Below are 23,017 nucleotides of genomic sequence, written 5' to 3' on the forward strand. Positions count from 1 at the left end.
CCTCAGCCGTGCTTCCAGGCAACGAGCACCACGAGCGCGCCGCACATCGCCCAGAGCACGCGGTGCACCGCCTCTTTGCGCCGAACGTGACGCGGCCGCCGCCATTCGTACACCGCGGTCTGAACCGACTCCTTCATCACGTCAATGACGATGGCGCCTCTCGCCCCGTGCAAGAAGGCACAAAAGGCGTACCGCTCGTGCAACTCCTCTTCGGATACCGGCTCGATGCGAACAAACACAGCATACTCCCGGCCATCCTTGCGCGCAATGAAGTCCGGGCGCAGAAACCCCGTCAATTGACCAGACGCCAAGCGCGTCACGTGGCTGACGATTTCGCTGTCCTTGACGAGATCGTACCCATTTTGCTCCAACCAGCGCTGGCCCATGGTCTTCAGGCCCTCGACCGGGGCCTCATCGTCCTTCCGGGAAAGCGCGCCAAAGAACCACCACAGAAAGCCGCAGAGCGCGGCCACAGCGCCGACCATTGCAAGTCCCGTCATCCGCTTCCCCCGATCCGGTCGGTGCCCTTGAGCGCCGCCCACGCCGCTTCGACGACGCGGTCGACCGCCGCCGCCCAGCGCCGCGTCTCCTCGACATCCGCCTGCATGCGGAACCAGCCGAGAAACTCGACGTTGCCGTCGCCCCCCGTGATGGGGGAGTAATCCAACCCGCGGCAGCACCAACCCATGGATTCGATACTTGTCAGGATGTCCAGGATGACCGCCCGATGTACCTCTGGATCGCGCACGATCCCGCCTTTCCCGACGCGATCGCGCCCTGCCTCGAACTGGGGCTTGATCAGCGTCACGATGTCCGCGTCTGGCACGCACACCTCGGACAGCTTCGGAAACAGCAGGCGAATGGAGATGAACGACACGTCCATGACGGCGAGATCGGGAGGTGGGTCAAACTGCGCCGGATCGACGTGGCGAAAGTTGGTGCGCTCCATGACGCACACCCGCGGGTCTTGGCGCAGCCGCCACGCGAGCTGGCCGTACCCCACATCGACCGCGTACACCCGCTTGGCGCCCCGCTGGAGAAGACAATCCGTGAAGCCCCCGGTCGACGCGCCGACGTCGACGGCCACCCGGCCGGCGACGGAGATGCCGAAGGCGTCCAGCGCGCGTTCGAGTTTCAGGCCTCCCCGAGACGCGTACTCGCGCGCCGGGCGGTCGATTTCCACCGCGGCGTCTTCCTCCACCTTCATCCCGGGCTTCTCGGCGCGGCCGCCCGCGACCCGGACGAGCCCAGCCATGATGGCGCGGCGTGCCGCTTCGCGGCTGGGATACAAGCCCCGCTCCACCAACAGCACATCCAGCCTCGTTTTCGTCATGATTCCCGCCCCCGTTCGGCACGGCGAGGCTTGCGCTGCCTGTGGCGATCCCGCCGCCCGGTCAAGACCGCGAACGACTCCCAGACGCGCGCCGCAAACAAGATGATCGGCGTCGGCGAATGGATGGCGATGGTCTTGCCCATCGCCTTGCCACCCACCGTGAGCGACGTAATCACGGCCGTGATGCCAATGCGCAGCGCCTCAGGCGCCCATCCGTGGGCCTCGACGGCCTGGATCACCTGAGCGCTCACCGCCAAGGCGCCCGCGCCGCTCAGGACCCCTGCGATGTCGCCGATGACATCGCTGCACACGCTCGAGACCTTTTCCGCATTGCGCACAATGACAATCGCGCGGCGCGCGCCGAACACGCGTTCCGCCGCCATGGCGTGAAACGGCGTTTCGCGCGCCGCCGCAGCCGCCATTCCGAGCATGTCGAACAGCGCGCCCACGAGCACGATCACGACGACGATGGCCGCGCCCACGTACCAACTCGCGGCATTGAGAAAAATGGTCGAGGTATCGAAAACCGCACTGATCGGCAAGGTCAGTGCGGCAATCGTCAGCGCAAAGGCGTAATTTGCAGTTTTGGATGTCGTCTTCCTCACGGGTACTCCTTCGGCGCAGCCCCGTGGCGCGCCTGTGTTTATGTATCGATACCCGGGTGGCAACTCTCTGAGTAAACGCTGTGGCTTAGGTCCAGTAGGTTTTCCCAAGCGCTCACCGAGACGTCGCCGTCTCGGCGGTTTCCCTTTCAGAGCGCCTTGGCCGCGTCGCCGACGGCCAGACTGGATTACCACTTAGTCCACACTATAATCCTCAGAGAGCCTCGCCTCGTGGCGAACAGTCTAGGCGTTTTCCGCGACAACCGCTCCCGCGCCCTAGCCTCTTTTGCAGTACGGATTTCACCCAGCACCGGTGACCGCGCCGTGGCCGCGGCCGGCCACCTGAATTCCTGAGATCCTTCAGTACCACTCAAGGCAGGCTACGCTGCACACAGATTGCCTCCGCATGCAGGTTCATACCCCAAGCCATAGCAAAAAACCATGGTTCCAGCTACGAACTTGGGCCTCCGCGAAGGCTGGGTCACGTCCCGCATGCCATTGCGGGCTGCCCAACCTTCTTAACTCCCAGCATGAGCCCAGGGCTGGGCGCCCCAAGCCCACACCAGGAACTTCATCGATGTGCCCTTCGACGGATTTTTAGCCCCGTCTTCAGGCGCGGACGGTTGACTAGAATACTGCGCCACCCGCAGGGCATTTCGTCGGACCTGATCGCCCCTCATTATACCACACGGAAGGCCACCTCCGCAGAGGGAGACGATGGGGCGGCAGCCATCCGACCGTCAGCGCTCTCTGTCGACCACGAGCCCCTGCAGCGCGCGCAAGGGTTGCGACTCAATTCCCGCATCCGCAAGCGCCTGTTCGCCGCGCCGAATCACCTCGCGAGCCAGGTCGCGCGTCCTTTCCACACCGACAAAGCGCGGATACGTGAGCTTTCCCTCTTCCACGTCTTTGCCGGCCGTTTTGCCGAGCTGCTCTGTGGACGCCGTCACATCCAAGACGTCGTCGATCATCTGGAACGCAAGCCCGAGGCACTCGCCGTAGACCGACAGCGCGCGCCGAACCTCGCTGTCGAGATCGGCAAAATAGCCTCCAATCTCGACGCACGCCTGAATGAGCCTGGCCGTCTTGTGCAGGTGAATGAACTCGACGTCCTCCAACGTCCCCAGGCCGCCCGTGCGTTCGATGTCGACAGCCTGGCCGCCGACCATGCCGTCCACGCCCGCCCGGGATGCGAGCGTGCGGATCATCGCCAGCTGGCGTTCGGCCGGAACCCCCTCCAGAGGGCGCGCCAGCAGATGAAACGCCTCGGTGAGGAGCGCATCCCCAGCCAACAGCGCCATGGCTTCGCCGTAGACGACGTGATTGGTCGGCTGACCCCTGCGCAGATCGTCGTCATCCATGCACGGAAGATCGTCGTGAATCAGGGAATAACAGTGGATGAGTTCAACCGCAGCGGCGGCAGGCAGGACGCGATCGCGCGGGATGCCAAACGTTTCAGCGGAGGCCATCACCAACGCCGGTCGAAGCCGCTTGCCGTCGGCCATCAGGCTGTAATTCATCGCCTCCTTGAGACGAGCGTGCAGGCCCGCTGGTTCGAAGAGGCGTGCGAGGAAAGCGTTAACGGCCTCCTTGCACGCGTCGAGGTACGTCTGCAACACATCCACCCCCGGGATTGCCGCGCTCAGGACGGCGAAACGGATTCGTCACCAAGTTCCTGGCCGAGCTTTTCGAGCTGAAATTCCGCCTTGTCGAGCTGTTCGCGGCAGAACTTCACGAGCCGCATGGATTCCTCGTACGCCTTGATGGACGCATCGAGCGGAAGATCCCCTGACTCGAGTTGGCGCACAATCTCTTCCAAGCGCCGGATCGCCTGTTCAAAGGTCCAGCCGGAGTTGTTCGACCCGGCCTCCTGGATCTCCTCCACGCCCCTTCACCTCCGCTTCCACGGTTCCATCGTGCATTCGGATGCCGATGCGCTTCCCCGGGGCGAGGCATCGAGCCGACGTGATGACGCTTTGCCCGTCCTCGTCGAGAATGACCCCGTACCCGCGCCGCAGCACGGCCAACGGATTCAACGCCTCGAGCTTGCCGATCACGCCCTCCAGATGTCGGCCTGCCACAAGCAACTGCCGCTCCACCGAGGAGCGGGCCTGGTGTTCGAGGCGCATCAAGTCGCGCCGACGGCCCTGAATGGCGCCCGAAAGCTGCACGCGCTGCAGTCTTCGCTCCAGGTCCGTCAGCGCGCGCCGGCGCATCACGACGGGGCGGCGCTGTGCTTCGCGCACCCGCGCTTCGAAATAGTCCACCAGCTGTCGCCTGCCGGCGATCATCCTCGCCGGATCGCGCAGGGCGGGCCGTCGCTCGAACGCCTCCAGGCGCTCCTTGCCCCACGCCACTTTCATCCAAGCCCCCTTGCGCGCCCTCGCCGACGCCTGGTCCAGGTACGCACGGAGTTCAGCCTGATGCGGGCAGACGAGTTCAGCCGCCGCCGTCGGGGTGGCAGCCCGCACGTCCGCGGCGAAGTCGCACAACGTCACATCCGTCTCATGTCCGACGGCCGACACCACAGGGATGGGCGATCGCGCCACCGCCCGCACCACCATCTCCTCGTTGAACGGCCAGAGCTCCTCGAGCGATCCTCCGCCCCGGCCGACGATGATCACGTCGACTCGAGGCTCGAGCGCGTACAGGATCTCCAGCGCCCGCACGATCGTCGGCGCCGCGTCGGGGCCTTGCACCTGCGCCGGCGCGAGAATGACTCGAGCGAGCGGGAACCGGCGCTCGATGGTGGTACAGATGTCGCGAATCACAGCGCCCGTCGGGCTCGTGACCACGCCCACGCGCCGCGGAAAGCGCGGCAGCGGCCGCTTGCGGGCCTCGGCAAAAAGCCCTTCCTGGGCCAGCCTTTGGCGAAGCTGCTCAAACCGCACGTACAAGGCCCCAAGGCCATCGGGCTCGAGATCCTCAACGTAAAGCTGATACTGTCCATCGCGTTCGAAAACCCCGACGGCACCGAACGCAATCACCCTCATCCCGTCTTCGGGCCGAAACTGGAGGCGGCGGTTGCGGCTGCTGAACATCACTGCGCGAATGCGGCTCGTCTCGTCCTTGAGGGTAAAGTACATGTGGCCACTCGGGTGGTGCTTGAAGTTCGATATCTCCCCTGCCACCCGGCACTGAGTAAGCCTGGGATCCGACTCCAGGCGCTCCTTGATGCGCCGGTTGAGCTCGGTGACGGTCAGCACAACCTCCGCTTCTGCCGCCGCGCGCGTCAGTGCGTTCATGCTCGTTCCCCTCCTCGCCGTGCCGCGCACAAATCGACCGCATTCTGCGCGACCATGGCGACCGTCATCGGGCCGACGCCGCCTGGGACCGGTGTCAGCCACTGTGCCCGCTCCGCGGCGCTCTCGTCGACGTCTCCGCGGGGGCCATCGTCCGTGTACGTCAGCCCTACGTCGATCACGACCGCGCCATGCAGGATATCTGCGCCGCGGACGAGCCCCGGTACGCCCGCCGCACTCACCACGATGTCCACCTGCCGCGTCCACACGCGCACGGAAGGCGTCTGCCGATGACATTGTACCACGGTCGCGCCGTGCGCCATGAGCCACTGCGCGATAGGCCAGCCCACGAGCGCGCTGCGCCCGATGACGCAGGCCGTTTTGCCCCGCACGTCAATGCCGTGCTGCACCAACAGCTCACCGACGCCGCGCGCGGTGCAGGGCCACACGCGCGGCCGACCGCGCGCCATCTCGCCCAGGTTTTCAGGGTGAAGGCCGTCCACGTCCTTCTCCGGCCGAATGCGCTTCAAGTACCTCTGCTCGTCCCAGCCCGCGGGGAGCGGGAGCTGGAGAAGTACCGCATCCACGCTCTCATCCTCGTTGAGTCGATGGATAGCGTCCTCAAGCGTCTGTGGGCCCTCGGACGCGCGATACGTGTGGATTTCCACCGAGAGCCCCGCACCTTCGGCAAACCGCGCTTTGCGCCGCACGTGTCCAAGCGACGTTTCGTCGGCTGCATCGACCAACATCACGAGTTTGGGCACGACACCGTTTGACGCCAGCTGTTCGACGCGCAGACGCAGCTCATCTTGGATGCGCTTGGCAGCTTTCCGCCCGTCCAACCATTCCGCCATGTGCCGCCACCCCCTTTCGCGCGCGACAAACAACGCGACAGGCTGTCCGCCCCGCGGAGCGAGACAGCCTGTCCGTCCCTTGCCTCAGTGGCCGATGTTCGTCATGCTTGTGCTGTGACCCGGGAACAACTTTGCCTTCGGGTCAATATACGTTTTTGCGTTGTTCACGGCCGTCGGCGCCTCGCCAAACCCAGTGGCAATGAGCTTCAACTTGCCGGGATAGGTGACAATGTCGCCGGCCGCGTAAATACCTGGGATATTGGTCTCCATTTTGGAGTTGACCACGATGTCGTTCTTCTCGATCTCGAGCCCCCATTCCTTGATGGGCCCGAGCGAAGCGTGAAACCCGAGTCCGCTCACGATGGCGTCGATTTCGAGCTCCTCGTGTTGCTTCGTCTGGTTGTTGACGATGACTGCCTTTTCGACCCAATTGCCGCCCTGTACATCGACGAGTTCGTAAAACGTCTTGACGTGCACGCGAGACTCGAACAGCTTGCGGACGCTGTCTTCGTGCGCGCGGAACCCATCGCGGCGGTGGATGAGGGTGACCGATTCTGCCACCTCTTCGAGCATCAAAGCGTAGTCCACGGCGGTGTCGCCGCCTCCGATGACCAACACGCGCTTGCCCCGATAGTGGTCGATTTTGTCAATATAATAAGCCACGCCGCGGCCCTCGAAGTGCTTGGCCGACTCCGCAGGAAGCGGCCTTGGCGTAAAGGCACCGATGCCTGCACAGATGATGACCGCCTTGCCCACGTGTACGGACTGGTTGGTGTGCAGCTCGAACAGCCCGTCCTCTCGCTTGACCAGGCGTTCCACCGATTCATTCAGGTGCACGCCCGGCTTGAACGTCATGGCCTGTTCCACGAGCTGATCGACGAGGTCGCGAGCGCGAATTTTCGGAAATCCAGCGACGTCGTAAATGTACTTTTCGGGGTACAGCATCGCCAGCTGCCCGCCCAATTGAGGAAGGCTATCAATAATTTTACAAGAACAGTTACGCAGGCCCGCGTAAAACGCCGCAAAGAGACCGGTGGGGCCACCGCCGATGATCAGCATATCCGTGACATTCTCTTGAACCTGTACGTTCTCCGACAACGCAGAACCTCCTTTTGTTCACGACACTACGGGCCTCATTATAGCAAGATAGCTCCGAAAAGACTATCAATGCCCATGTGCTTTGTCGACAATTTTCTGTTTGAATTCTTGCAGGAGGCCCGCGCCCGGGGCCGTCATTCGGCGTGATGGCGCCAGAAGCCGATCATCGCGACCCCGAGCGCGTTGTCCCGCGAGAACGCAGGCGGTGCAAACGCGATGGACACGCCGGGCACGCGGCGAGCGAGGCGAGTCTGAATCGCGGACTGGATGAACTGATTCGAGGCTACGCCGCCAGCGATGAGGACGTGGCGAGACGCGGGCGTATGGGACAGCGCATACTCCACGGCCTTCGCCACCGCACGGGCGATGCACGCCTCGACGGCCCGAGCCACTTCGTGAGGAGGCCGCCCTGCCTCAAGCGCGCGAAGCGCAGCCGTGAGCGGGCCAGAAAAACTCATGCTGGCGCCGCGGACGGGCGACTTCAAGACCCATTCGCCCGCCGAATTTCCGCACTGCCGCGCGAGTTCTTCCAGGTGTGGGCCGGCTGGAAACGGGAGTCCGAGCGCGACGCCGATTCGATCCACGAACTGTCCTGGATGGAGATCCAGGGATTCGCCGAGTCGCGTGATGGCGTATCCGAACGGCGTCCGCCGCGCCAGCACCACATCGCACGTGCCCCCCGACATGTGTACGGCGACAAATGGGGCGGGGGGCATGGGCGCAAAGTATTCCGCGGCGGCCAGGTGGCCTTCCTGGTGGGACGTCCGCGTCAACGGCACGCCCAAGCTCTGCGCGAGGGCCGCGGCCACGGCAAGGCCGCTCTGAAAGACGGGCATGTACGAAGATGCCCACGGACGCGGCCGCACAGACACGCTGACGCGCTGCCAAACCGGGCGCACCCCACCAGCCCCGAGCGCATCTGCGAGTTCGGCCATCACCGAAGGAAAATGCTGCACATGCTGAAACGCGGCCTCGCTCTGGCGCAGGCCGCGCTCTCCGCTCGGGACGCGCAGAAGCCGGCGAGCCTCGGCCACCATGCGCCCACTCTGTGCATCCACCGCACAGACGGATGTGGTGTAATTGCTCGTGTCCACGCCCAGGACAAGCGGCGTCTCACGCGCCATCCTCGCCGCCTCCCTGAGCTCGCGTTCCCAAGCCTTGTTCTGCCGGCTGGGCCTCGCTCCCCTGGCTTTCCGCCCGCCGTTTCTCCGCCACGGCCGGCAACAGCTTGGCGAGCACACCATTGACGAAGCGGCCGGATTGCTCGGTCGCAAACGTCTTCGCGATGGTCACCGCTTCGTCGATCGCGCTGGCGATCGGGAGGGACGGTTCGTAGAGGAGCTCGTACGTGGCGAGGCGCAACACGTTGCGCTCCACCCGACCAATGCGCTCGGGCGACCATCGCTCCATGTGGCGGGCGAGCAGCGCGTCGATCTCGTCGAGATGACCGCGCGTCCCTTCGACGAGCTCCTCGATGTACGCCACATCTGGGAGCTGGCCGAAGCCGCGCTCGGCGACCACAGTTGAAATGGCCTCTCGAGCGCCGAGATCGGGCTGTACGTCGATCACGCACAGCGCTTGAAGCGCACACTCTCTTGCTTCATGTCGCGTCAATCCACTTCACTCCGTCGTTCGATCTGTCAACAGGCGCTCCAACACGCGCCGCCAGGACTGTTGCTCCTCCCAGACGCGGCCCAGCGCGTATCCCGCCGCTGCGAGCACGGCGAGCAGCAGGACGCGCCAAAACCCGAAGATCATCCACAAGATCCAGAACAACACGGCTGCGGCGAGCCCGTGATACCTGTGGGGAAGGCTGGAGAACCAGGCCCACGCTTTCCACAAGCCATTCATGCGCCATTCCACGCCTTACCCGCGCGCCCGCTTTGCGCGAGTTCCACGACGTGGACCATCACGCGCTCCACCTGCACGCCGGCCGTCTGTTCCACATATTCCTTCACGGCAGCCTGCGCTTCCCGGCTCAGCGCTGCGATATCCACGTCTGGAAGCACCTGCATCCAGCAGGCGATGAGCACGCCCTCGCGACCTTGGCGGACGCGGGAGTCAAACGACTCAGCACCCTTCAGTTGGGACCCGCGCCGATTGGCGAGCTGGCGCAGGGTCTCGTAGGAAATGCGGATCTGGCCGTGATCACCCGCCAAAAGCACGGACTCGGCAGGAACACCCTGCCCCCTGCGCCGAGACCGGTACACCAGGAAACGGATGGACAAGAGCGCGGCGACGACGCCCACGACGAGCGAGACCACGTTCCAAGGCTGCGCCGTCAGCTCGCTCGCCGCCCATGTCACGGAGATCACCTGACCGCCGACAAGAGCCAGGAGAACGCCCAGGACGAGTCCGATGAGCGACAGAAGAAATAAGAGGAACCGGTCCCCGATGCTCATCCAATCCCCCCTGCCGAACGATCGTCCCCGCCGAGCTGGGACCCAATCTGATCGGCATCCTGCGTGCGATCCGCGTCCGTCTGAAACGCCACACCCACCACGTGCACATGCACGGCATCCACGCGCAGGCCGGTCATCGACTCCACGGACGACTTCACGTGCTCCTGAATCTGGTAACCCACTTCAGGGATGCTGACGCCGAACCGCAGCTGCACCCAGACGTCGATGGTGCACGCGCGCGCCGCTTCGTCGAATTGCACCTTGACACCGCGCGAGAGGTTCTTGCGACCTGTGATGGACTCTGTGATCCCGCCGGCGAGCGACCCGCTGGTGCCAATCACGCCCTCCACCTCGTGCGTCGCCACACCCGCGATGACCTGCACGACCTCGTCCGAAACACGCACCGAACCGCGCTCCGTCAACTCGTACTCCATGTCGGCCATTTCCATCTTCCTCCTCGGCCCTCAGCGGGCTGTTTGTAAGAATGGAACGGAATGCTAACGTTCTTCGTTTAGAGTATTGGATTTTCCTCCAAAAATCGAGTCGTGACGTCGCCCTTTCGGAATCGCTCGTTTTGCAGAAGCGCCACGTGAAACGGAATGGTCGTCTGGACGCCTTCGATCTCATACTCGCTGAGCGCCGACAACATGCGCGCGATGGCCTGCTCGCGCGTCGGTGCCCAGACAATCAGCTTTGCCACCATGGAGTCGTAATACGGCGGGATGGTGTATCCCGGATAGCAGGCAGAGTCGACGCGAACGCCAGGACCCGAGGGCGCCAGGTACGACCGAATGGTGCCAGGCGACGGCGCGAACTGCCGGAACGGGTCCTCCGCGTTGATCCGGCACTCAATCGCATGGCCGCGCAGCACGACATCTTCCTGCCGAACGGACAGGGGCTCGCCCGCCGCCGCGAGAATCATCTCACGGACGAGATCGACGCCTGTCACCCATTCGGTCACGGGGTGCTCGACCTGAATGCGGGTGTTCATCTCCATGAAGTAAAAGTCGCCGTCCGGCGTGTAGATGAATTCGACGGTCCCCGCGCCGACGTAGTCAACGGCCCGGGCGGCGCGTACCGCGGCCTCGCCCATCTCTTGGCGCTTCTCTTCCGTCATGACCGGACACGGAGATTCCTCGACGAGCTTCTGAAGGCGGCGCTGCACGGAGCAATCGCGCTCACCGAGGTGAATCACGTTCCCGTGGCGATCCGCCAGGACCTGAATCTCCACGTGCCGCATGCGCTCGATGTACTTCTCGATATAGATGCCCGGGTTGCCGAACGACGCCTCCGCTTCCCTGCGGGCCTGATCGTACGCCTTGCGCAACTCCAACTCGTCGCGGACCACTCGGATTCCCCGGCCGCCGCCGCCCGCCGTCGCCTTGATGATGAGGGGGTAGCCGATGGCATTCGCGATGGCAAGCGCCTCTTCCAAGGATTCCACCAGTCCCTCGCTCCCAGGTACCGTCGGAACCCCCGCCCGGCGCATGGTCATCTTGGCCGTCGACTTATCCCCCATGAGCTCGATGGCGCGCGGACTCGGCCCGATGAACGTGATGCCACACGCCTCACACGCCTCGGCAAAGTCGCTGTTCTCCGAGAGAAACCCATAGCCAGGGTGGACGGCGTCCACCCCGCACAACGTCGCCACGGACATGACGCTAGGGATGTTCAGATAGCTCATCTTGGCAGGCGCTGGACCGATGCAATACGCCTCATCCGCCATGCGCACATGCAGTGCATCGCGATCCGCCGTCGAATACACGGCCACCGTCTCGATCCCCAATTCGCGGCATGCGCGGATCACGCGCACCGCGATCTCGCCGCGATTCGCGACCAACACGCGCTTAAACATCCACGGCTCTCCTTCACCCGTCCGTTTTCGATTTCACACCGCCGCGCCGCTGCTATGCGCGGCGCACTTTGAACAACGGCTGACCGTATTCCACCAACTGACCGTTTTCCGCCAACACCTCGACGATCTCGCCCGACACCTCGGCCTCGATCTCGTTCATCAGTTTCATGGCCTCGATGATGCACACGACCGTCTTAGGCCCGACTTGGGAACCGACGTCGACGAACGGCGGGGCGTCGGGTGCCGGAGCTCGGTAGAACGTGCCCACCATCGGCGACGTGATGACGTGAAGCCCCGCATCCTCGACCGCCGCTTGGGAACCGCCCGCCGCGCCACCCTGCGGAGCATGCGCCGGGAGCGGTGCCGGCTGTGCAACGGTTGGCGCCGTTTGCGGCGCGGCGTAGGCGACCACCTCCACGCGCTTCGCCAGTCGCACCTTCCCATCCTCAAACTCGAGCTCAAGCTCGGTCAGTGTGCTCTCGTCGAGCAAACGAATCAATTCTCGAATTTCTTCCATCGTTAGCAACCCATCGTCTCTCCCCGATCCGGATCTCCAAATCCATCTGACAAGGTCCTCACGAGTATACCACAGGGACGCCTACCGTTCTAGGGAATGGAAGAACGTAGAAGCCTTCGCCTCTCTCGATGCCAGGACCTCGCCGTTTGCCGCCCCCATGAAAAACAGGGCCCGTCCCGCGCACGCGTTCGGGACGGCCCCTGCCGAGACCAGCGCTCAAGCGTGAGGCTTGACGGAGATGTTGAAAATCGAGGTGTCGAGCTGCTGGCTGACGATGTTCATGATTTTGACCGCGTCTGCCTTCGACAAGTGGTTGGTTTCGACATAGACCGTGAAGGTCGTTTGATTCTTATCGGGCGCAATCACCGCGTTTTTGTACCCTTCCGCGATCACGGCCTGCGTGGCCTGCTGCAAGCTGTTGTAGAGCGCCTCTTCCTCGCCCAACTGCTTCTGCGCCTCGGCAATCTGCGCTTGAGACGCGTTGTTGTTGGCGATAATCGCCTGGTCGTTGCTGATGCGCTGGCTGATCTCGTTATTCACGGACGCCTGGAGCGCATTGTACCAGTTGTCGGCGCTCGACACGTTGGACCCCGTGGTCTCCTGAGACTGATTCGAAAGCTGCGTTTGGTTCGTCGGACTCGTCGTCACCGTCGGCGTCGTGGAATTCGACGGGTTCGTGGACGTGGTGCTCGTCTGATTGTTCATCGTGTAGTAGCCAATCAGCATCAGGCTCAGCACCATCATCGTGGACAACCACACCGTCTGCCGTTTCACCATCGCATGCATCCTCCTAATCTCCGTCTATTCACCCTTTTGAGGTTCGACAGTAATCTTATATGCGGGCACGTCCAACACATTCGTAATTGCGTCCACGATTTCTGTTTTCGCTTGAACAAAATCGTCGGCGTCCACCGTGACCAACACGCCGATCACCCCGACGCCGCCCGAGCCCCCGCTCGCCAGCTGGCCATTTTGCGCCAGCGTCACCAGAACCGACACCGCGTTCACGCCGGGGAGCTTCTCCAGCATCGTCTGCAGTTCCCCTTCGTAGTAGGATGCCGTGGAGGCCACGCCCTGCGGCGCGGAACCCGTGCTCGTCGCGTTCCAAAGCCATCCGGCCCCCGAACTGTTTGCACTTGCGATGCCGCTCCCGCTGACCGGCTGTGATCGCGCGCCGGGCCACAGCCATCCGAAAGCCAACAACACGACGCCCAGCGCTCCGAGTGCGACGAGTCCGCGCTGTTTGCGAAGCAAATCCCAGTTCATCGCCCCGCCTCTCCCTCGTCCCGAACCTCGACCTGCGCCGCCGGGATGCCGAGCGCGGACGCGACCGTCTGGCGAATCTCGCCGGCGTCCAGCGCTCCAGGCGGGCGAACCAAGACGGTGACGGTCATCTGATCGGCACTTGTCGGGTGTTCTACGGTCACCTTGACCACCTCCGAACGAAGCGGCTCGGGTAGCGCGGCCTCGGCCCACTCCGCGAGATACGTGGCGGCATCCTGAGCCTCTGCCTCATGAAGAGCCTCTGCGTATTGCTGCGCCGCACGGTTTTCCACCTGGGCACCCGCGGCCTGAGACGCGTTGCTGAACAGGAGATTGGATGCCCGGCTGGCCGCGATGTCCGCCCATGCCCCGCGCAGAGCGGGCACGACGGGACTCAACAGCGCTGCCATCAGCGCCACCCCCACCACCATGCGCACGTAGCGCACCAATCCGCCCGAAGGTAGCATCATCTCGGCAATTCCGCCGATGAGCGCGATGCCCACCACCTGCCGCAGCCAATCGCCGAAGGCACTCACGCCGTGATCACCGCCAAATTCGCCGCCGCGAGCAGAATGCAGATGGCGAAGAAGAACATGAGGGCCACCGTCGCCACCGCAGCAAACACGATGACCATGGTCTTCGCGAGCGCCCCCAGACAGGAAATGACAGGCGTCTGGGCGATGGGCTGCATCACCGCGGCGCCCGCCGAGTACATCGCGGACACGGCGAGGATTTTCATGGCCGGAAACGCCGCGATGAGCGCGATCACGACGAGTCCTGCCAAGCCCACGGCGTTCTTCACCAGCAAGGACGCCCCCAGTACGGTCTCGGCGGCGTCCGAAACGGCTTTGCCCACCACCGGTACAAACGTGCCGACGCCAAATTTCATGGTCCGAAGCGCCAATCCGTCCGCGATGCCCCGACCCGTCCCCTGCACGGCGGTGACGCCCACGAACACGACCAGGGCAAAGCTCAGGATCGAGAGGCTTGCCGTGCGAGCGAGCGACGCGAGCCTTGTCAACGGGTACCTCGGCGCCATGGACGATGCAAGTTCCAGGACCGCGGCCAAAAAGATGAGCGGAAACACGACGAGAAACACCAGGTTGGAGACCAGATTCACGCAAAAGAGGAGCGTCGGCTGGAAAAACGCCGCTGAAGCAAACGACCCAGAGCCAGCGAGCAGCGCAATCGATACCGGCATCGTCGCGAGCATGAAGTGATTCATCGACTCGATGGCCTGGCGAGCCGACCCGAACGTTTCCACGAGCGATCGCGTCACGAGCGCAGCGAGCAGAAAGGACACGACCATCTGCGCGACTTCGCCCACCGATTCCTCCGCGAACGACGCCTGCATCATGCGCAGAAGGGCCGCAGCCACGGAGAGGATGAGAAGGCCGCCAAACAGGCCGAGATCGTCCACCACCTCCTGAAAGAAGTAGTGCAACAAGCCGGACACCACGCCGTGCAGGGAAGGCCCTCCGTGCTGCAGCAGCGACTGGATGAGCGATGTGCCGTTTGGGTGCGGGAGAAATCCCCCATACTGGGCCTCAATCTGATGCCAGTACGCGTCGATGGACTGCGTGTCGACGTGATCGAGCTCCGCCTGTGCCGTATGTTCAAGAATTTGCTGGGCCGAGGCTTCCGCCGAGCCCGCGGCGCCGCCGGCGGCGTCGCCAACCGAATCGCCGTGCGCCCAGGCAGGGAAGATGACGGCGCCCGCCAGTGAAGTCACGAGCGCGGTGAGAAAGCGCCACCAGTTCCTCACAGGCCTCGCCCCTTCACGGAATCATCTGGACGATCACGTCAAGCACGTCCTTAAAGATGGGGAGCGCCAACAGGACAATCCCTATCTTTCCAGCGAGCTCGATCCGCCCGCCGAGCGCGGTCTCGCCGGCATCGCGTGCGACGTCCGCCGCAAATTCCACCACGTACGCGATCCCGAGGATGCGGATGAGCGTTTGAAGAAACATCTGGTTGACCTTTGCCGCTGCGGTCAGCTGTTGCACGGTGCCGATGGCGCTCGCCATCGACCGGACGACGAGAAGCAGGATGACAATACCCGCGAACAGGCTGACCAGCGTCGCAAAGGAAGGCATCTGCTGGCGAAGGAGCGTCGCGAGAACGGTGGCGGTCAGGCCGATGCCGATCATCTGGATGATGTGCACGGAGCTCACCTACTGAAGGAGAAAGACGCTCGTGATTTCGTGGTACAGGTGGTCCACATATCCGATGACAATGACAAACACGGCCACAAGCCCCGCCAGCGTAGCCCAGTGCGCGAAGTCCTCTTTGCCACTTTGCTTCAGCACCGTGTGAAAAATGGCCGCGATGAAGCCCACGGCGAAAATTCGAAACAAATCCCGGATTTCGGGAGACATCACGCATCCCCTCTTTTCGCGCACCATCGCCGGGCGCCTGCCCGCCTACAGGAGCAGAAGGACAATCAAAACACCAGACAGCGCGCCAAGGTACTGCCACAGCCGCGCGCTTTTCGCGGCTTCATCCTGCGCCGCCTCAATCGCCGCCTCCAGGTCTGCGCGCGCCGCGAGAAACGGCTGCTGCAGGTGGTCGCGATCGGCCACGGCAATGGAGCGCAACAGGCGCAGAATCGGCTCCGCGTCCTGGTCCGAGAGCGTTCCATCCGTCGCCTTGCTGAGCGACACGAGTGCCTGCGCCTGCTCGGGCCAATCGCCGAGGCGGCTGAGCTGTTGGGCCAAGTCCACGAGCCATGTGCCACAAAAGCCTCCCATCCGCGTGCCGACCTCGTTCAGGGCCTGCGGGATGGGCGTCGCATGATATTCGATCTCGCTCTGCAGCTCGAGCACCGCCTGCAACAGCCTCCGCAGGGCAAGAGGACGCTCGCGGTAACCGCGCGCCACGCGCAAGCCAATGAGCGTGCAGGCAAACAAGACGATGGCCGCCCCCGCCCATTTCATCCCTCGGCGCTCCCTCGGGCGAGCGGCCGCCCGTCCGCGTCGAGAACCGCCTCCACCGTCCCCGGGCCGCGCCGCCGGCTGAGCACGATGTACCGATCGAAGGCGCGCGCCGAGAAGAGCGGCTCCATCCCCGGCCGCCTGCGCCACGCGTCGAGCGACGCGGCGTGCGCCGTCGCGACCACAGCCACACCAGCGAGCGTCGCCTCGAGCACAGCCACCGCGTCCTCCGCACGCCCGATCTCGTCCGTGACCACCACGTGCGGCGAAAGGCTGCGGATGGCCATCATCATGCCCTCGGCTTTCGGACAGCCGTCGAGCACATCCGCGCGAGGGCCAAGGTCAAACTGCGGAACGCCGTCGACACTCCCCGCAATTTCCGACCGCTCGTCGATCACCGCGACCTTCAGACCTTGGTATCCAGGGGCGTGATCGCCATGACTGAACCGACGAGCGACGTCGCGCACAAGCGTCGTCTTGCCGCATTGCGGCGGCGACACCACGAGCGCCGACAGCGGGCGGCGGGAGGCGTGATCGTACAAAAAGGGCAGCAGAGCCTTCGCGGCACTCGGGTGATCCCGCGAAATGCGAACGTTGAGCGAGGTCACGTGTCGAAAGGCCCGGACGCGCCCGGCTTCGACCACGGCGCGGCCCGCGATCCCGACGCGATGACCGCCCGGCAGGGTGACATACCCGTGGCGCATCTCCTCTTCCACGGCATAGCGGGAAAATTGCGTCAGACGCTGAAGCACCTGCGCCAATTCTCCGGCCGAGATGCGCCGCGCGTGGCTCGCAGAAGACGTCAGTTCGCCGCTTTCTGCCAAAAAGGCGCTCCGCTGACGCAGACCGAGTTCGAGCGGCTGCCCGGCGCGCAGGCGAATTTCCTCGAGTTCCTCGAGCAGGCCCCGCGAAAGCGCCTCAAGCGCCCGCGCCACTTCACGCGGCAAGATGGCAAGGACGTGCTCAAGGACGGAATCGGCTTGATTCGAATGCGCCAGCGACACACTCGTCACCCCCTGCCTAGTCCATGTATATGGACGGGCGTGTGCGGGTATGCGAAGTGGCGATCCGTTGGAACCCCGGGAGGGGGAGCCGCATTGAATGAAGGGAGGAGCGAGGAGGGTCGAGGGTGGAACTGTCTCTCTTAGTGCGGTGGATTGTGGTATTCCTCGTCATCTTTTTGTTGCTGATGGTGCTCGTCTTCAGCCTGATACGAAAAAAAGCGTGAAAAGGCCCGTGCGGGAGGCGCATCCCACCTGCCGCACGGGCCTTTTCGGCGCGCCTTTTTATGCGCGCGACACGTACTCACCCGAACGCGTGTCGATCACGATCTTGTCGCCCACATTGATAAAGAACGGAACCTGGAGCGTGTAGCCTGTCTCCACCGTGGCCGACTTGCTTCCCCCGGTGGCCGTGTCGCCGCGAATGCCAGGCTCGGTCTCGGTCACCTCGAGCTCCACCGTGTTCGGGAGATCGATGCCGATGATCTCGCCCTGGTACTGAATGATGAAGCAGTTCATGTTCTCCTTGAGGAAGTTCAACTCGTACTCGAGCTGCGCACGCGGAATATTGATCTGCTCGTACGTCTCCGTGTCCATGAACGTGTAGTTTTCGCCGTCGTTGTACAGATATTGCATCTCGCGCGTTTCGATGTGCGCCCGGGGCACCTTTTCGCCCGCGCGGAACGTCATCTCGCGGATGGCCCCCGTCTTGACATTCTTCAGCTTCGTGCGGACGAACGCGGAACCCTTGCCTGGTTTCACGTGCATAAACTCGATCACGCGCCAGACCGAGCCGTCGTATTCAATCGTGGTCCCATTGCGAAAGTCGTTGCTTGAAATCATGCGCTAAGCCCTCCAACTTTGTCATCTCACGGCTTCGGCTGGCAGAGAGCGAGCGTCGCCAACCGATAGCCTTCGAGGCCAAGCCCCACAATCTGGCCCGTGACGACGTCACTCAGGACCAGTTGGTGCCGAAACGGCTCGCGGCGATGCACGTTGGAAATATGCACCTCGACCGTGGGCCGATCGATGTCCTCCAGACAATCGCGCAGCGCGTAACTGTAGTGTCCAAACGCCCCCGGGTTGATGATGATGCCGTGGGCGCCCGGCCCGTACTGCTGCAAGAAGTCGATCAGCTCGCCTTCGTGGTTCGACTGTCGATCGATCACGTCAAAGCCGAAAGGAAGGGCCGTGCTTCGGACCAACTCCACCACGTCCGCCAGCGTGCGCTGCCCGTACACCTCCGGCTTCCGCACACCTAACCGATTCAAGTTAGGCCCGTGCACGAGCAGAATGTAGCGATCCGCCACTGCGAGCCCCCCTTGTCCCAACCGTTCCAGCCAAAAACCGCTCCCATTGTAACACAGCCGCGCAAAGCCTTGCTATACTGGTCGTGAAGGAGGCCATCGCATGGAAATTTGGCTCGTTCGACATGGAGAAACCGACTGGAACGTGGAGGGGCGCGTGCAGGGCTGGACCGACGTGCCGCTGAACGAAGTCGGCAGACAACAGGCCGACCGGCTGGCCGACTGGTTGAAGTCCGTACACGTTGACCACATTTACTCAAGCGACCTCGAGCGGGCCCTAGAAACAGCGCGCCGCGTAAGCCGAGCCACACAGGCCCCTATCACGGTGCGGCCGTGCCTACGCGAACACTACTTCGGACAGGCCGAAGGGCTGCTTCGGTCTGAGAGTCTGCGCCGATTCCCGAACGGCGCGCCGGATCGCGAGCCTCCAGAGAAGGCAACCGAGCGCATCGTGAAGTGCCTGAAGGACATCGCCAAACACCACCCGCAGGGCCGCGTGGTCATCGCCACACACGGAGGCGTGGTCCGCACGCTGCTTCGCTGGATGGGCGTTCCGTACACATCCATCGATAACACGAGCGTGACCCGGATCTCCGTGGTGGGCGACACCTTTCACGCGCTCGGGGTCAACGAGACGCCCCATCTCGCCGGCAGCAAAGCGCTGCGTCAGTCCAACGGGTGACGCAGCCGAGGCTGCCGCGCGGCCTTGACCTCATCCAATCGCCCCACAATCGTTCGGTGCGGAGCCGAGCGCACCACCTCAGGCTCTTCCTCAGCTTCGCGCGCAATTTCCCGCATGATCTCGACGAAGCGATCCAGAGTTTCCTTGCTCTCGGACTCCGTCGGTTCAATCATCATGCCCTCTTCCACGATCAACGGGAAGTAGATGGTTGGCGGATGCACGCCAAAGTCGATGAGCCGCTTGGCCATGTCCAGCGTACGCACGCCGAGCTCCTTTTGGCGCTTGCCTGAGATAACAAACTCGTGCTTGCACGGACCCTCGTACGGCGCCTCAAAATAGGGCTTCAGCTGATGCAAAACATAATTGGCATTGAGGACCGCCGACTCCGAAACCTGCTTCAGGCCCTCGGCGCCGAGCGTCCGGATGTAGGCATAGGCCCGGACCAACACGCCGAAGTTGCCGAAAAAGCCCTTGACCTTCCCGATGGACTGGGGCCGGTTGGCGTTCCACACGTACCGATCCCCTTGTTTCTCAAGCACCGGCGCAGGCAGGTACGGCTCCAAGAACGCCTTCACGCCCACGGGTCCCGCGCCCGGCCCGCCGCCTCCATGTGGCGTGGAAAACGTCTTGTGCAGGTTGAGGTGAACCACGTCGAAACCCATGTCCCCCGGGCGCGCATAACCCATGATGGCATTCATGTTCGCACCATCGTAGTACAACAGACCACCCGCTTCATGCACGATACGGGCGATCTCGACAATATCGCGCTCGAAGAGCCCAAGCGTGTTCGGGTTGGTCAACATGAGGGCGGCCGTGCGATCGCTGACCGCCTGGCGCAGCGCCTCAAGGTCGACGCGCCCGTCCGGGCGGGACGGAATCGTGACGACGCGCAGGCCCGCCATGCTGACGCTCGCAGGATTTGTGCCGTGCGCAGAGTCCGGCACGATGACCTCGACGCGCGACGCTTCGCCGCGATCGACGTGATACTTGCGTATCATCATGAGCCCCGTCCATTCGCCGTGAGCTCCGGCGGCCGGCTGCAGGCTGACCGCGTCCATCCCGGTGATGGCGGCAAGGTACCCGGCAAGTTCGTGCATGAGCGCGAGCGCTCCTTGCACGCATTCCTCGGGCATCCACGGATGAAGGCGGGCAAACCCGTCCAATCGGCTGTAGCGCTCATTCCGCTTCGGGTTGTACTTCATCGTGCAAGACCCGAGCGGGTAAAAACCGCTGTCCACGCCATGATTCTTCTGGGAGAGCGCCGTATAATGCCTTACGACATCGACCTCGCTGACCTCGGGGAGTCGAGCCGGCGTCTCGCGGAGGTACGGCTCAATGTCGGTCATGTCCGCTTCCGGCACGTCCAACTCGGGCAGCTCATACGCCCTTCGGCCTGGGCGGCTGAGTTCGAAAATGAGGGGCTCTAACCCTTCCCGTTGGATGGTCATCGCGCAAGCACCTCCTCGAGTGCGTCGACGGCTCCGTCCATCTCGGCGCGTGTTCGGACTTCCGTGACGGCCAAGACGACGCCCTCACCCGATACGCCCTCGCTGCCGGTGAGGGCGTATCCAAACAGATATCCTCGCTCCATCATGGATCGCTCGACTTCGAGAACCGGGCGCGAGAGGCGGACGGTGAATTCGTTAAAAAACGGCCCCTCGAAAAGCGGCTCGATCCCAGGCACCTCGAGCAGCTTTTGGCGGAAGTAGTGCGCTTTGTGATAATTTTGCCGCGCCATCTCCTGAAGCCCTTCTTTGCCCATGTACGCGAGGAATACGGTCGCCGCAATGGCACACAGCGACTGGTTCGTGCAGATGTTCGAAGTCGCCTTCTCGCGGCGAATGTGCTGTTCGCGCGCCTGAAGCGTCAGCACAAAGCCGCGCCGGCCCTGCGCGTCCGTCGTCTCTCCGACCAGGCGCCCCGGAATGCGGCGCATGAGAAACTCCTTCACCGCCATCACGCCGAGGTACGGGCCACCGTAGGACGGGCTGATGCCAAGCGGTTGGCCCTCCGCCACGACGATGTCTGCCCCCATCTTCCCCGGTGCCTCGAGCAGGCCGAGTGCGATGGGATACGCCTGCACGACGAGAAGCGCGCCGTGGCGATGGGCGATCTCGGCGATGGCTCGCACGTCTTCAATGGCACCGAAGAAGTTTGGGTACTGGACGCAGACGCACGCCGTATCGGCGTCGACCAAACGTTCAAGGGCTTGCACATCGAGGACCCCGCTGCGGTGCGGAACCATCTCGAGTTGAATCGACTGCCCGTTTGCATAGGTGCGCAGCACTTTGCGTGCATCCGGATGGAGGGTGGAGGCTACCACGACCTTGTCCCGCCGCGTGTGTTGGCAAGCGACAAGCGCGGCTTCCGCCAAAGCCGTCACGCCATCGTACATGCTCGCGTTGGCGATATCCGTTCCCGTGAGCTCTGCCACCATGGTCTGATATTCGAAAATGGCCTGCAAAAGCCCCTGGCTCATTTCCGGCTGATAAGGTGTGTAGGACGAGTAAAATTCCGACCGAGACAGGATGGCGTCGACGACGCTCGGCTGATAGTGCTCGTATGCCCCTGCTCCTAAAAAGGACACCCATTGACCGAGATGGCGATTGCGTCCCGCGAGTTGCTCCATGTGTTTGTTGAGCTCGAGTTCCGACATCGGCCTTGGCAGCGCAAGCTCCGTCGTCAGGCGAACGGACGAGGGGATGTCGCGAAACAGCTCCTCCACGCTCGCCACGCCTAGCTCACGCAACATCACGTCCCGATCTTCATTCGTGTGGGGAAGATAGCCAAAACGCGACATGGTCATCCCTCCTCTTTGATGGCCCGCGGCGCGGCCTTCGGGCGCCGATAAAAGGGCGTGGCGACCAGACGAGCGGGATGCAATTTGCCACGGATGTCCACCGCGAGCTCCTCCGCACCCTCTGCCGCCCATGCTTCGATGAGCGCAAGTCCAATGGGCCGCTCGAGCGTGGGCGACATGGTTCCCGATGTGATCTCGCCCACCTTACGTTCTTTCACATACACCCCATAGCCTGTCCGCGGAATGGCGCGATCCGCCATTTCCATGCCGACAAGGCGCCGGGCCGGTCCTTGCGCTGCCTGGCGTTCAAGCGCGGCGCGGCCCACAAAATCTCCCTTTTCGAATTTGACAAAAGGCGCCAGTGATGCTTCGAGCGGGGTCACGTCCCGACGCAACTCTTGGCCATAAAGCGGGAGACAGGCCTCAAGACGTAGTGTGTCACGGGCGCCCAGCCCACAAGGCGTGACGCCGAGCTCATACAAGGCTTCGAACAGTGCGTTGGCCGTCGCGGCATCCGTATACAGTTCAAAGCCGTCTTCGCCCGTATAACCCGTTCGCGAAGCCATGACCTCACCGTTTTGAAAACGAGCGCTCGTAAACGAGAAGGGACGCAAAGACGCGAGCGACAGACCCAATTGCTCCAACCGCTCGACCGCACGCGGCCCCTGTACCGCGATCAGCGCGACATCGTCCGATCGATCCACGAGTCGCACCTGAGCGCCCTTCACGTGTTCCCGCAGCCAATGGGAATCTGCATCGCGGTTGGCCGCATTCACGACGAGCCAAAACCGCGTCTCGTCCCATTGATACACGAGAAGGTCGTCCAGGGTCCCGCCGTCCTCCGCGGTCATGAGCGTATACAGGGCGCGCCCTGGCTTCAGCCGGGACAAATCGTTCGTCAACAGACCTTGAAGCCACCCCAAGCTGTCGGGTCCAGAGACTTCAATTTCGCCCATGTGAGACACATCAAACATTCCGACATCCGTGCGCACAGCCCGGTGTTCGTGCAAAATGCTCGTGTACTGCACGGGCATTTCCCAACCATGGAAGTCCACCATTCGGGCCCCGTAGCGAAGGTGGAGATCGTAAAGCGGCGTTCGTCTTACCAATGTCGCCACCGTCCTTGGG

General features: G+C 63.3%; 29 protein-coding genes. 1 reads left to right on the plus strand and 28 read right to left on the minus strand.

Annotated elements, in window-relative coordinates:
• Positions 1 to 2 precede the first annotated feature (2 nt).
• The 25 genes from BW934_RS02560 to aroQ all read right to left on the minus strand — a co-directional run bounded on the left by BW934_RS02560 (position 3) and on the right by aroQ (position 18,410).
• A complete protein-coding gene (locus BW934_RS02560) occupies positions 3 to 500 on the minus strand; it encodes a hypothetical protein (protein ID WP_076344823.1) in 498 nt (165 codons plus the stop codon).
• Positions 497 to 1,333 (minus strand): TlyA family RNA methyltransferase, encoded by an 837-nt coding sequence (locus BW934_RS02565; protein WP_076344825.1) that lies wholly within the window; start codon positions 1,331 to 1,333, stop codon positions 497 to 499. Before BW934_RS02565 ends, BW934_RS02560 begins: the two co-directional genes overlap by 4 nt.
• Positions 1,330 to 1,938, minus strand: coding sequence for a CNNM metal transporter family protein (locus BW934_RS02570; protein WP_076344827.1), 609 nt, complete (start codon positions 1,936 to 1,938; stop codon positions 1,330 to 1,332). The genes BW934_RS02565 and BW934_RS02570 overlap by 4 nt, the downstream gene beginning before the upstream one ends.
• 737 nt (positions 1,939 to 2,675) lie before the next feature.
• On the minus strand, positions 2,676 to 3,560 hold the full coding sequence (locus BW934_RS02575; protein ID WP_268757272.1) for a polyprenyl synthetase family protein: 885 nt from the start codon (positions 3,558 to 3,560) through the stop codon (positions 2,676 to 2,678).
• A gap of 17 nt (positions 3,561 to 3,577) precedes the next feature.
• Positions 3,578 to 3,820, minus strand: coding sequence for an exodeoxyribonuclease VII small subunit (gene xseB / locus BW934_RS02580; protein ID WP_076344831.1), 243 nt, complete (start codon positions 3,818 to 3,820; stop codon positions 3,578 to 3,580).
• Positions 3,771 to 5,180 (minus strand): exodeoxyribonuclease VII large subunit, encoded by a 1,410-nt coding sequence (gene xseA / locus BW934_RS02585; protein WP_076344833.1) that lies wholly within the window; start codon positions 5,178 to 5,180, stop codon positions 3,771 to 3,773. Before xseA ends, xseB begins: the two co-directional genes overlap by 50 nt.
• Positions 5,177 to 6,031: a bifunctional 5,10-methylenetetrahydrofolate dehydrogenase/5,10-methenyltetrahydrofolate cyclohydrolase gene (locus tag BW934_RS02590; RefSeq protein WP_076344835.1), complete on the minus strand. Its 855-nt coding sequence runs from the start codon at positions 6,029 to 6,031 to the stop codon at positions 5,177 to 5,179. Before BW934_RS02590 ends, xseA begins: the two co-directional genes overlap by 4 nt.
• A gap of 84 nt (positions 6,032 to 6,115) precedes the next feature.
• Positions 6,116 to 7,129, minus strand: a complete 1,014-nt coding sequence (locus BW934_RS02595) for an NAD(P)/FAD-dependent oxidoreductase (RefSeq protein ID WP_076344837.1) — start codon at positions 7,127 to 7,129, stop codon at positions 6,116 to 6,118.
• Between the two features lie 134 nt (positions 7,130 to 7,263).
• Positions 7,264 to 8,253, minus strand: coding sequence for a tRNA (adenosine(37)-N6)-threonylcarbamoyltransferase complex transferase subunit TsaD (locus BW934_RS02600; protein WP_076344839.1), 990 nt, complete (start codon positions 8,251 to 8,253; stop codon positions 7,264 to 7,266).
• Complete coding sequence (nusB, locus tag BW934_RS02605; RefSeq protein WP_076344841.1) at positions 8,243 to 8,743, minus strand: transcription antitermination factor NusB; 501 nt, start codon at positions 8,741 to 8,743, stop codon at positions 8,243 to 8,245. The genes BW934_RS02600 and nusB overlap by 11 nt, the downstream gene beginning before the upstream one ends.
• Before the next feature lie 6 nt (positions 8,744 to 8,749).
• Entirely contained in the window at positions 8,750 to 8,980 is a 231-nt protein-coding gene (locus tag BW934_RS02610; protein WP_076344843.1) for a DUF2273 domain-containing protein, read from the minus strand.
• Positions 8,977 to 9,531 (minus strand): alkaline shock response membrane anchor protein AmaP, encoded by a 555-nt coding sequence (gene amaP, locus BW934_RS02615; RefSeq protein ID WP_076344845.1) that lies wholly within the window; start codon positions 9,529 to 9,531, stop codon positions 8,977 to 8,979. The genes BW934_RS02610 and amaP overlap by 4 nt, the downstream gene beginning before the upstream one ends.
• On the minus strand, positions 9,528 to 9,974 hold the full coding sequence (locus tag BW934_RS02620; RefSeq protein WP_076344847.1) for an Asp23/Gls24 family envelope stress response protein: 447 nt from the start codon (positions 9,972 to 9,974) through the stop codon (positions 9,528 to 9,530). The genes amaP and BW934_RS02620 overlap by 4 nt, the downstream gene beginning before the upstream one ends.
• Before the next feature lie 68 nt (positions 9,975 to 10,042).
• The gene (gene accC, locus BW934_RS02625) at positions 10,043 to 11,386 is read right to left on the minus strand and encodes an acetyl-CoA carboxylase biotin carboxylase subunit (RefSeq protein WP_076344849.1); all 1,344 of its coding nucleotides are present in this window, start codon (positions 11,384 to 11,386) and stop codon (positions 10,043 to 10,045) included.
• 52 nt (positions 11,387 to 11,438) lie between these two features.
• Positions 11,439 to 11,912 carry an acetyl-CoA carboxylase biotin carboxyl carrier protein gene (gene accB / locus BW934_RS02630; RefSeq protein ID WP_076344851.1) on the minus strand — a complete coding sequence of 158 codons (474 nt, stop codon included), beginning with the start codon at positions 11,910 to 11,912 and terminating at the stop codon, positions 11,439 to 11,441.
• Positions 11,913 to 12,119: 207 nt separating this feature from the next.
• Positions 12,120 to 12,680 carry a SpoIIIAH-like family protein gene (locus tag BW934_RS02635; RefSeq protein ID WP_076344853.1) on the minus strand — a complete coding sequence of 187 codons (561 nt, stop codon included), beginning with the start codon at positions 12,678 to 12,680 and terminating at the stop codon, positions 12,120 to 12,122.
• A gap of 24 nt (positions 12,681 to 12,704) precedes the next feature.
• Positions 12,705 to 13,169, minus strand: coding sequence for a hypothetical protein (locus tag BW934_RS02640; RefSeq protein WP_076344855.1), 465 nt, complete (start codon positions 13,167 to 13,169; stop codon positions 12,705 to 12,707).
• Positions 13,166 to 13,702 carry a stage III sporulation protein AF gene (locus tag BW934_RS02645; protein ID WP_076344857.1) on the minus strand — a complete coding sequence of 179 codons (537 nt, stop codon included), beginning with the start codon at positions 13,700 to 13,702 and terminating at the stop codon, positions 13,166 to 13,168. The genes BW934_RS02640 and BW934_RS02645 overlap by 4 nt, the downstream gene beginning before the upstream one ends.
• Entirely contained in the window at positions 13,699 to 14,931 is a 1,233-nt protein-coding gene (gene spoIIIAE, locus BW934_RS02650; protein ID WP_076344859.1) for a stage III sporulation protein AE, read from the minus strand. The genes BW934_RS02645 and spoIIIAE overlap by 4 nt, the downstream gene beginning before the upstream one ends.
• A 13-nt stretch (positions 14,932 to 14,944) precedes the next feature.
• Positions 14,945 to 15,331 (minus strand): stage III sporulation protein AD, encoded by a 387-nt coding sequence (spoIIIAD, locus tag BW934_RS02655; protein ID WP_076344861.1) that lies wholly within the window; start codon positions 15,329 to 15,331, stop codon positions 14,945 to 14,947.
• A 9-nt stretch (positions 15,332 to 15,340) separates the two neighbouring features.
• A complete protein-coding gene (gene spoIIIAC / locus BW934_RS02660) occupies positions 15,341 to 15,544 on the minus strand; it encodes a stage III sporulation protein AC (RefSeq protein WP_012811095.1) in 204 nt (67 codons plus the stop codon).
• Between the two features lie 45 nt (positions 15,545 to 15,589).
• The gene (locus tag BW934_RS02665) at positions 15,590 to 16,102 is read right to left on the minus strand and encodes a stage III sporulation protein AB (protein WP_076344863.1); all 513 of its coding nucleotides are present in this window, start codon (positions 16,100 to 16,102) and stop codon (positions 15,590 to 15,592) included.
• Complete coding sequence (gene spoIIIAA / locus BW934_RS02670; protein ID WP_076344865.1) at positions 16,099 to 17,103, minus strand: stage III sporulation protein AA; 1,005 nt, start codon at positions 17,101 to 17,103, stop codon at positions 16,099 to 16,101. Before spoIIIAA ends, BW934_RS02665 begins: the two co-directional genes overlap by 4 nt.
• A 282-nt stretch (positions 17,104 to 17,385) precedes the next feature.
• On the minus strand, positions 17,386 to 17,943 hold the full coding sequence (gene efp / locus BW934_RS02675) for an elongation factor P (RefSeq protein WP_076344867.1): 558 nt from the start codon (positions 17,941 to 17,943) through the stop codon (positions 17,386 to 17,388).
• 26 nt (positions 17,944 to 17,969) lie between these two features.
• Positions 17,970 to 18,410 carry a type II 3-dehydroquinate dehydratase gene (aroQ, locus tag BW934_RS02680; RefSeq protein WP_076344869.1) on the minus strand — a complete coding sequence of 147 codons (441 nt, stop codon included), beginning with the start codon at positions 18,408 to 18,410 and terminating at the stop codon, positions 17,970 to 17,972.
• 100 nt (positions 18,411 to 18,510) lie between these two features.
• On the opposite strand from aroQ, the gene BW934_RS02685 reads away from it, so the two are divergent.
• Positions 18,511 to 19,089: a histidine phosphatase family protein gene (locus BW934_RS02685; protein WP_076344871.1), complete on the plus strand. Its 579-nt coding sequence runs from the start codon at positions 18,511 to 18,513 to the stop codon at positions 19,087 to 19,089.
• Here the strand turns inward: BW934_RS02685 and gcvPB are convergent.
• Genes gcvPB through gcvT form a run of 3 tightly spaced genes read right to left on the minus strand, consistent with a single transcriptional unit; the run spans position 19,074 to position 22,998 of the window.
• Entirely contained in the window at positions 19,074 to 20,537 is a 1,464-nt protein-coding gene (gcvPB, locus tag BW934_RS02690; protein WP_076344873.1) for an aminomethyl-transferring glycine dehydrogenase subunit GcvPB, read from the minus strand. The two genes, BW934_RS02685 and gcvPB, sit on opposite strands and share 16 nt — an antisense overlap.
• Positions 20,534 to 21,889, minus strand: a complete 1,356-nt coding sequence (gene gcvPA, locus BW934_RS02695; RefSeq protein ID WP_076344875.1) for an aminomethyl-transferring glycine dehydrogenase subunit GcvPA — start codon at positions 21,887 to 21,889, stop codon at positions 20,534 to 20,536. Before gcvPA ends, gcvPB begins: the two co-directional genes overlap by 4 nt.
• Before the next feature lie 2 nt (positions 21,890 to 21,891).
• Entirely contained in the window at positions 21,892 to 22,998 is a 1,107-nt protein-coding gene (gene gcvT / locus BW934_RS02700; RefSeq protein ID WP_076344877.1) for a glycine cleavage system aminomethyltransferase GcvT, read from the minus strand.
• Between the last annotated feature and the right edge of the window lie 19 nt (positions 22,999 to 23,017).

This window comes from Alicyclobacillus vulcanalis (genome assembly GCF_900156755.1).
Lineage (GTDB): Bacteria > Bacillota > Bacilli > Alicyclobacillales > Alicyclobacillaceae > Alicyclobacillus > Alicyclobacillus vulcanalis.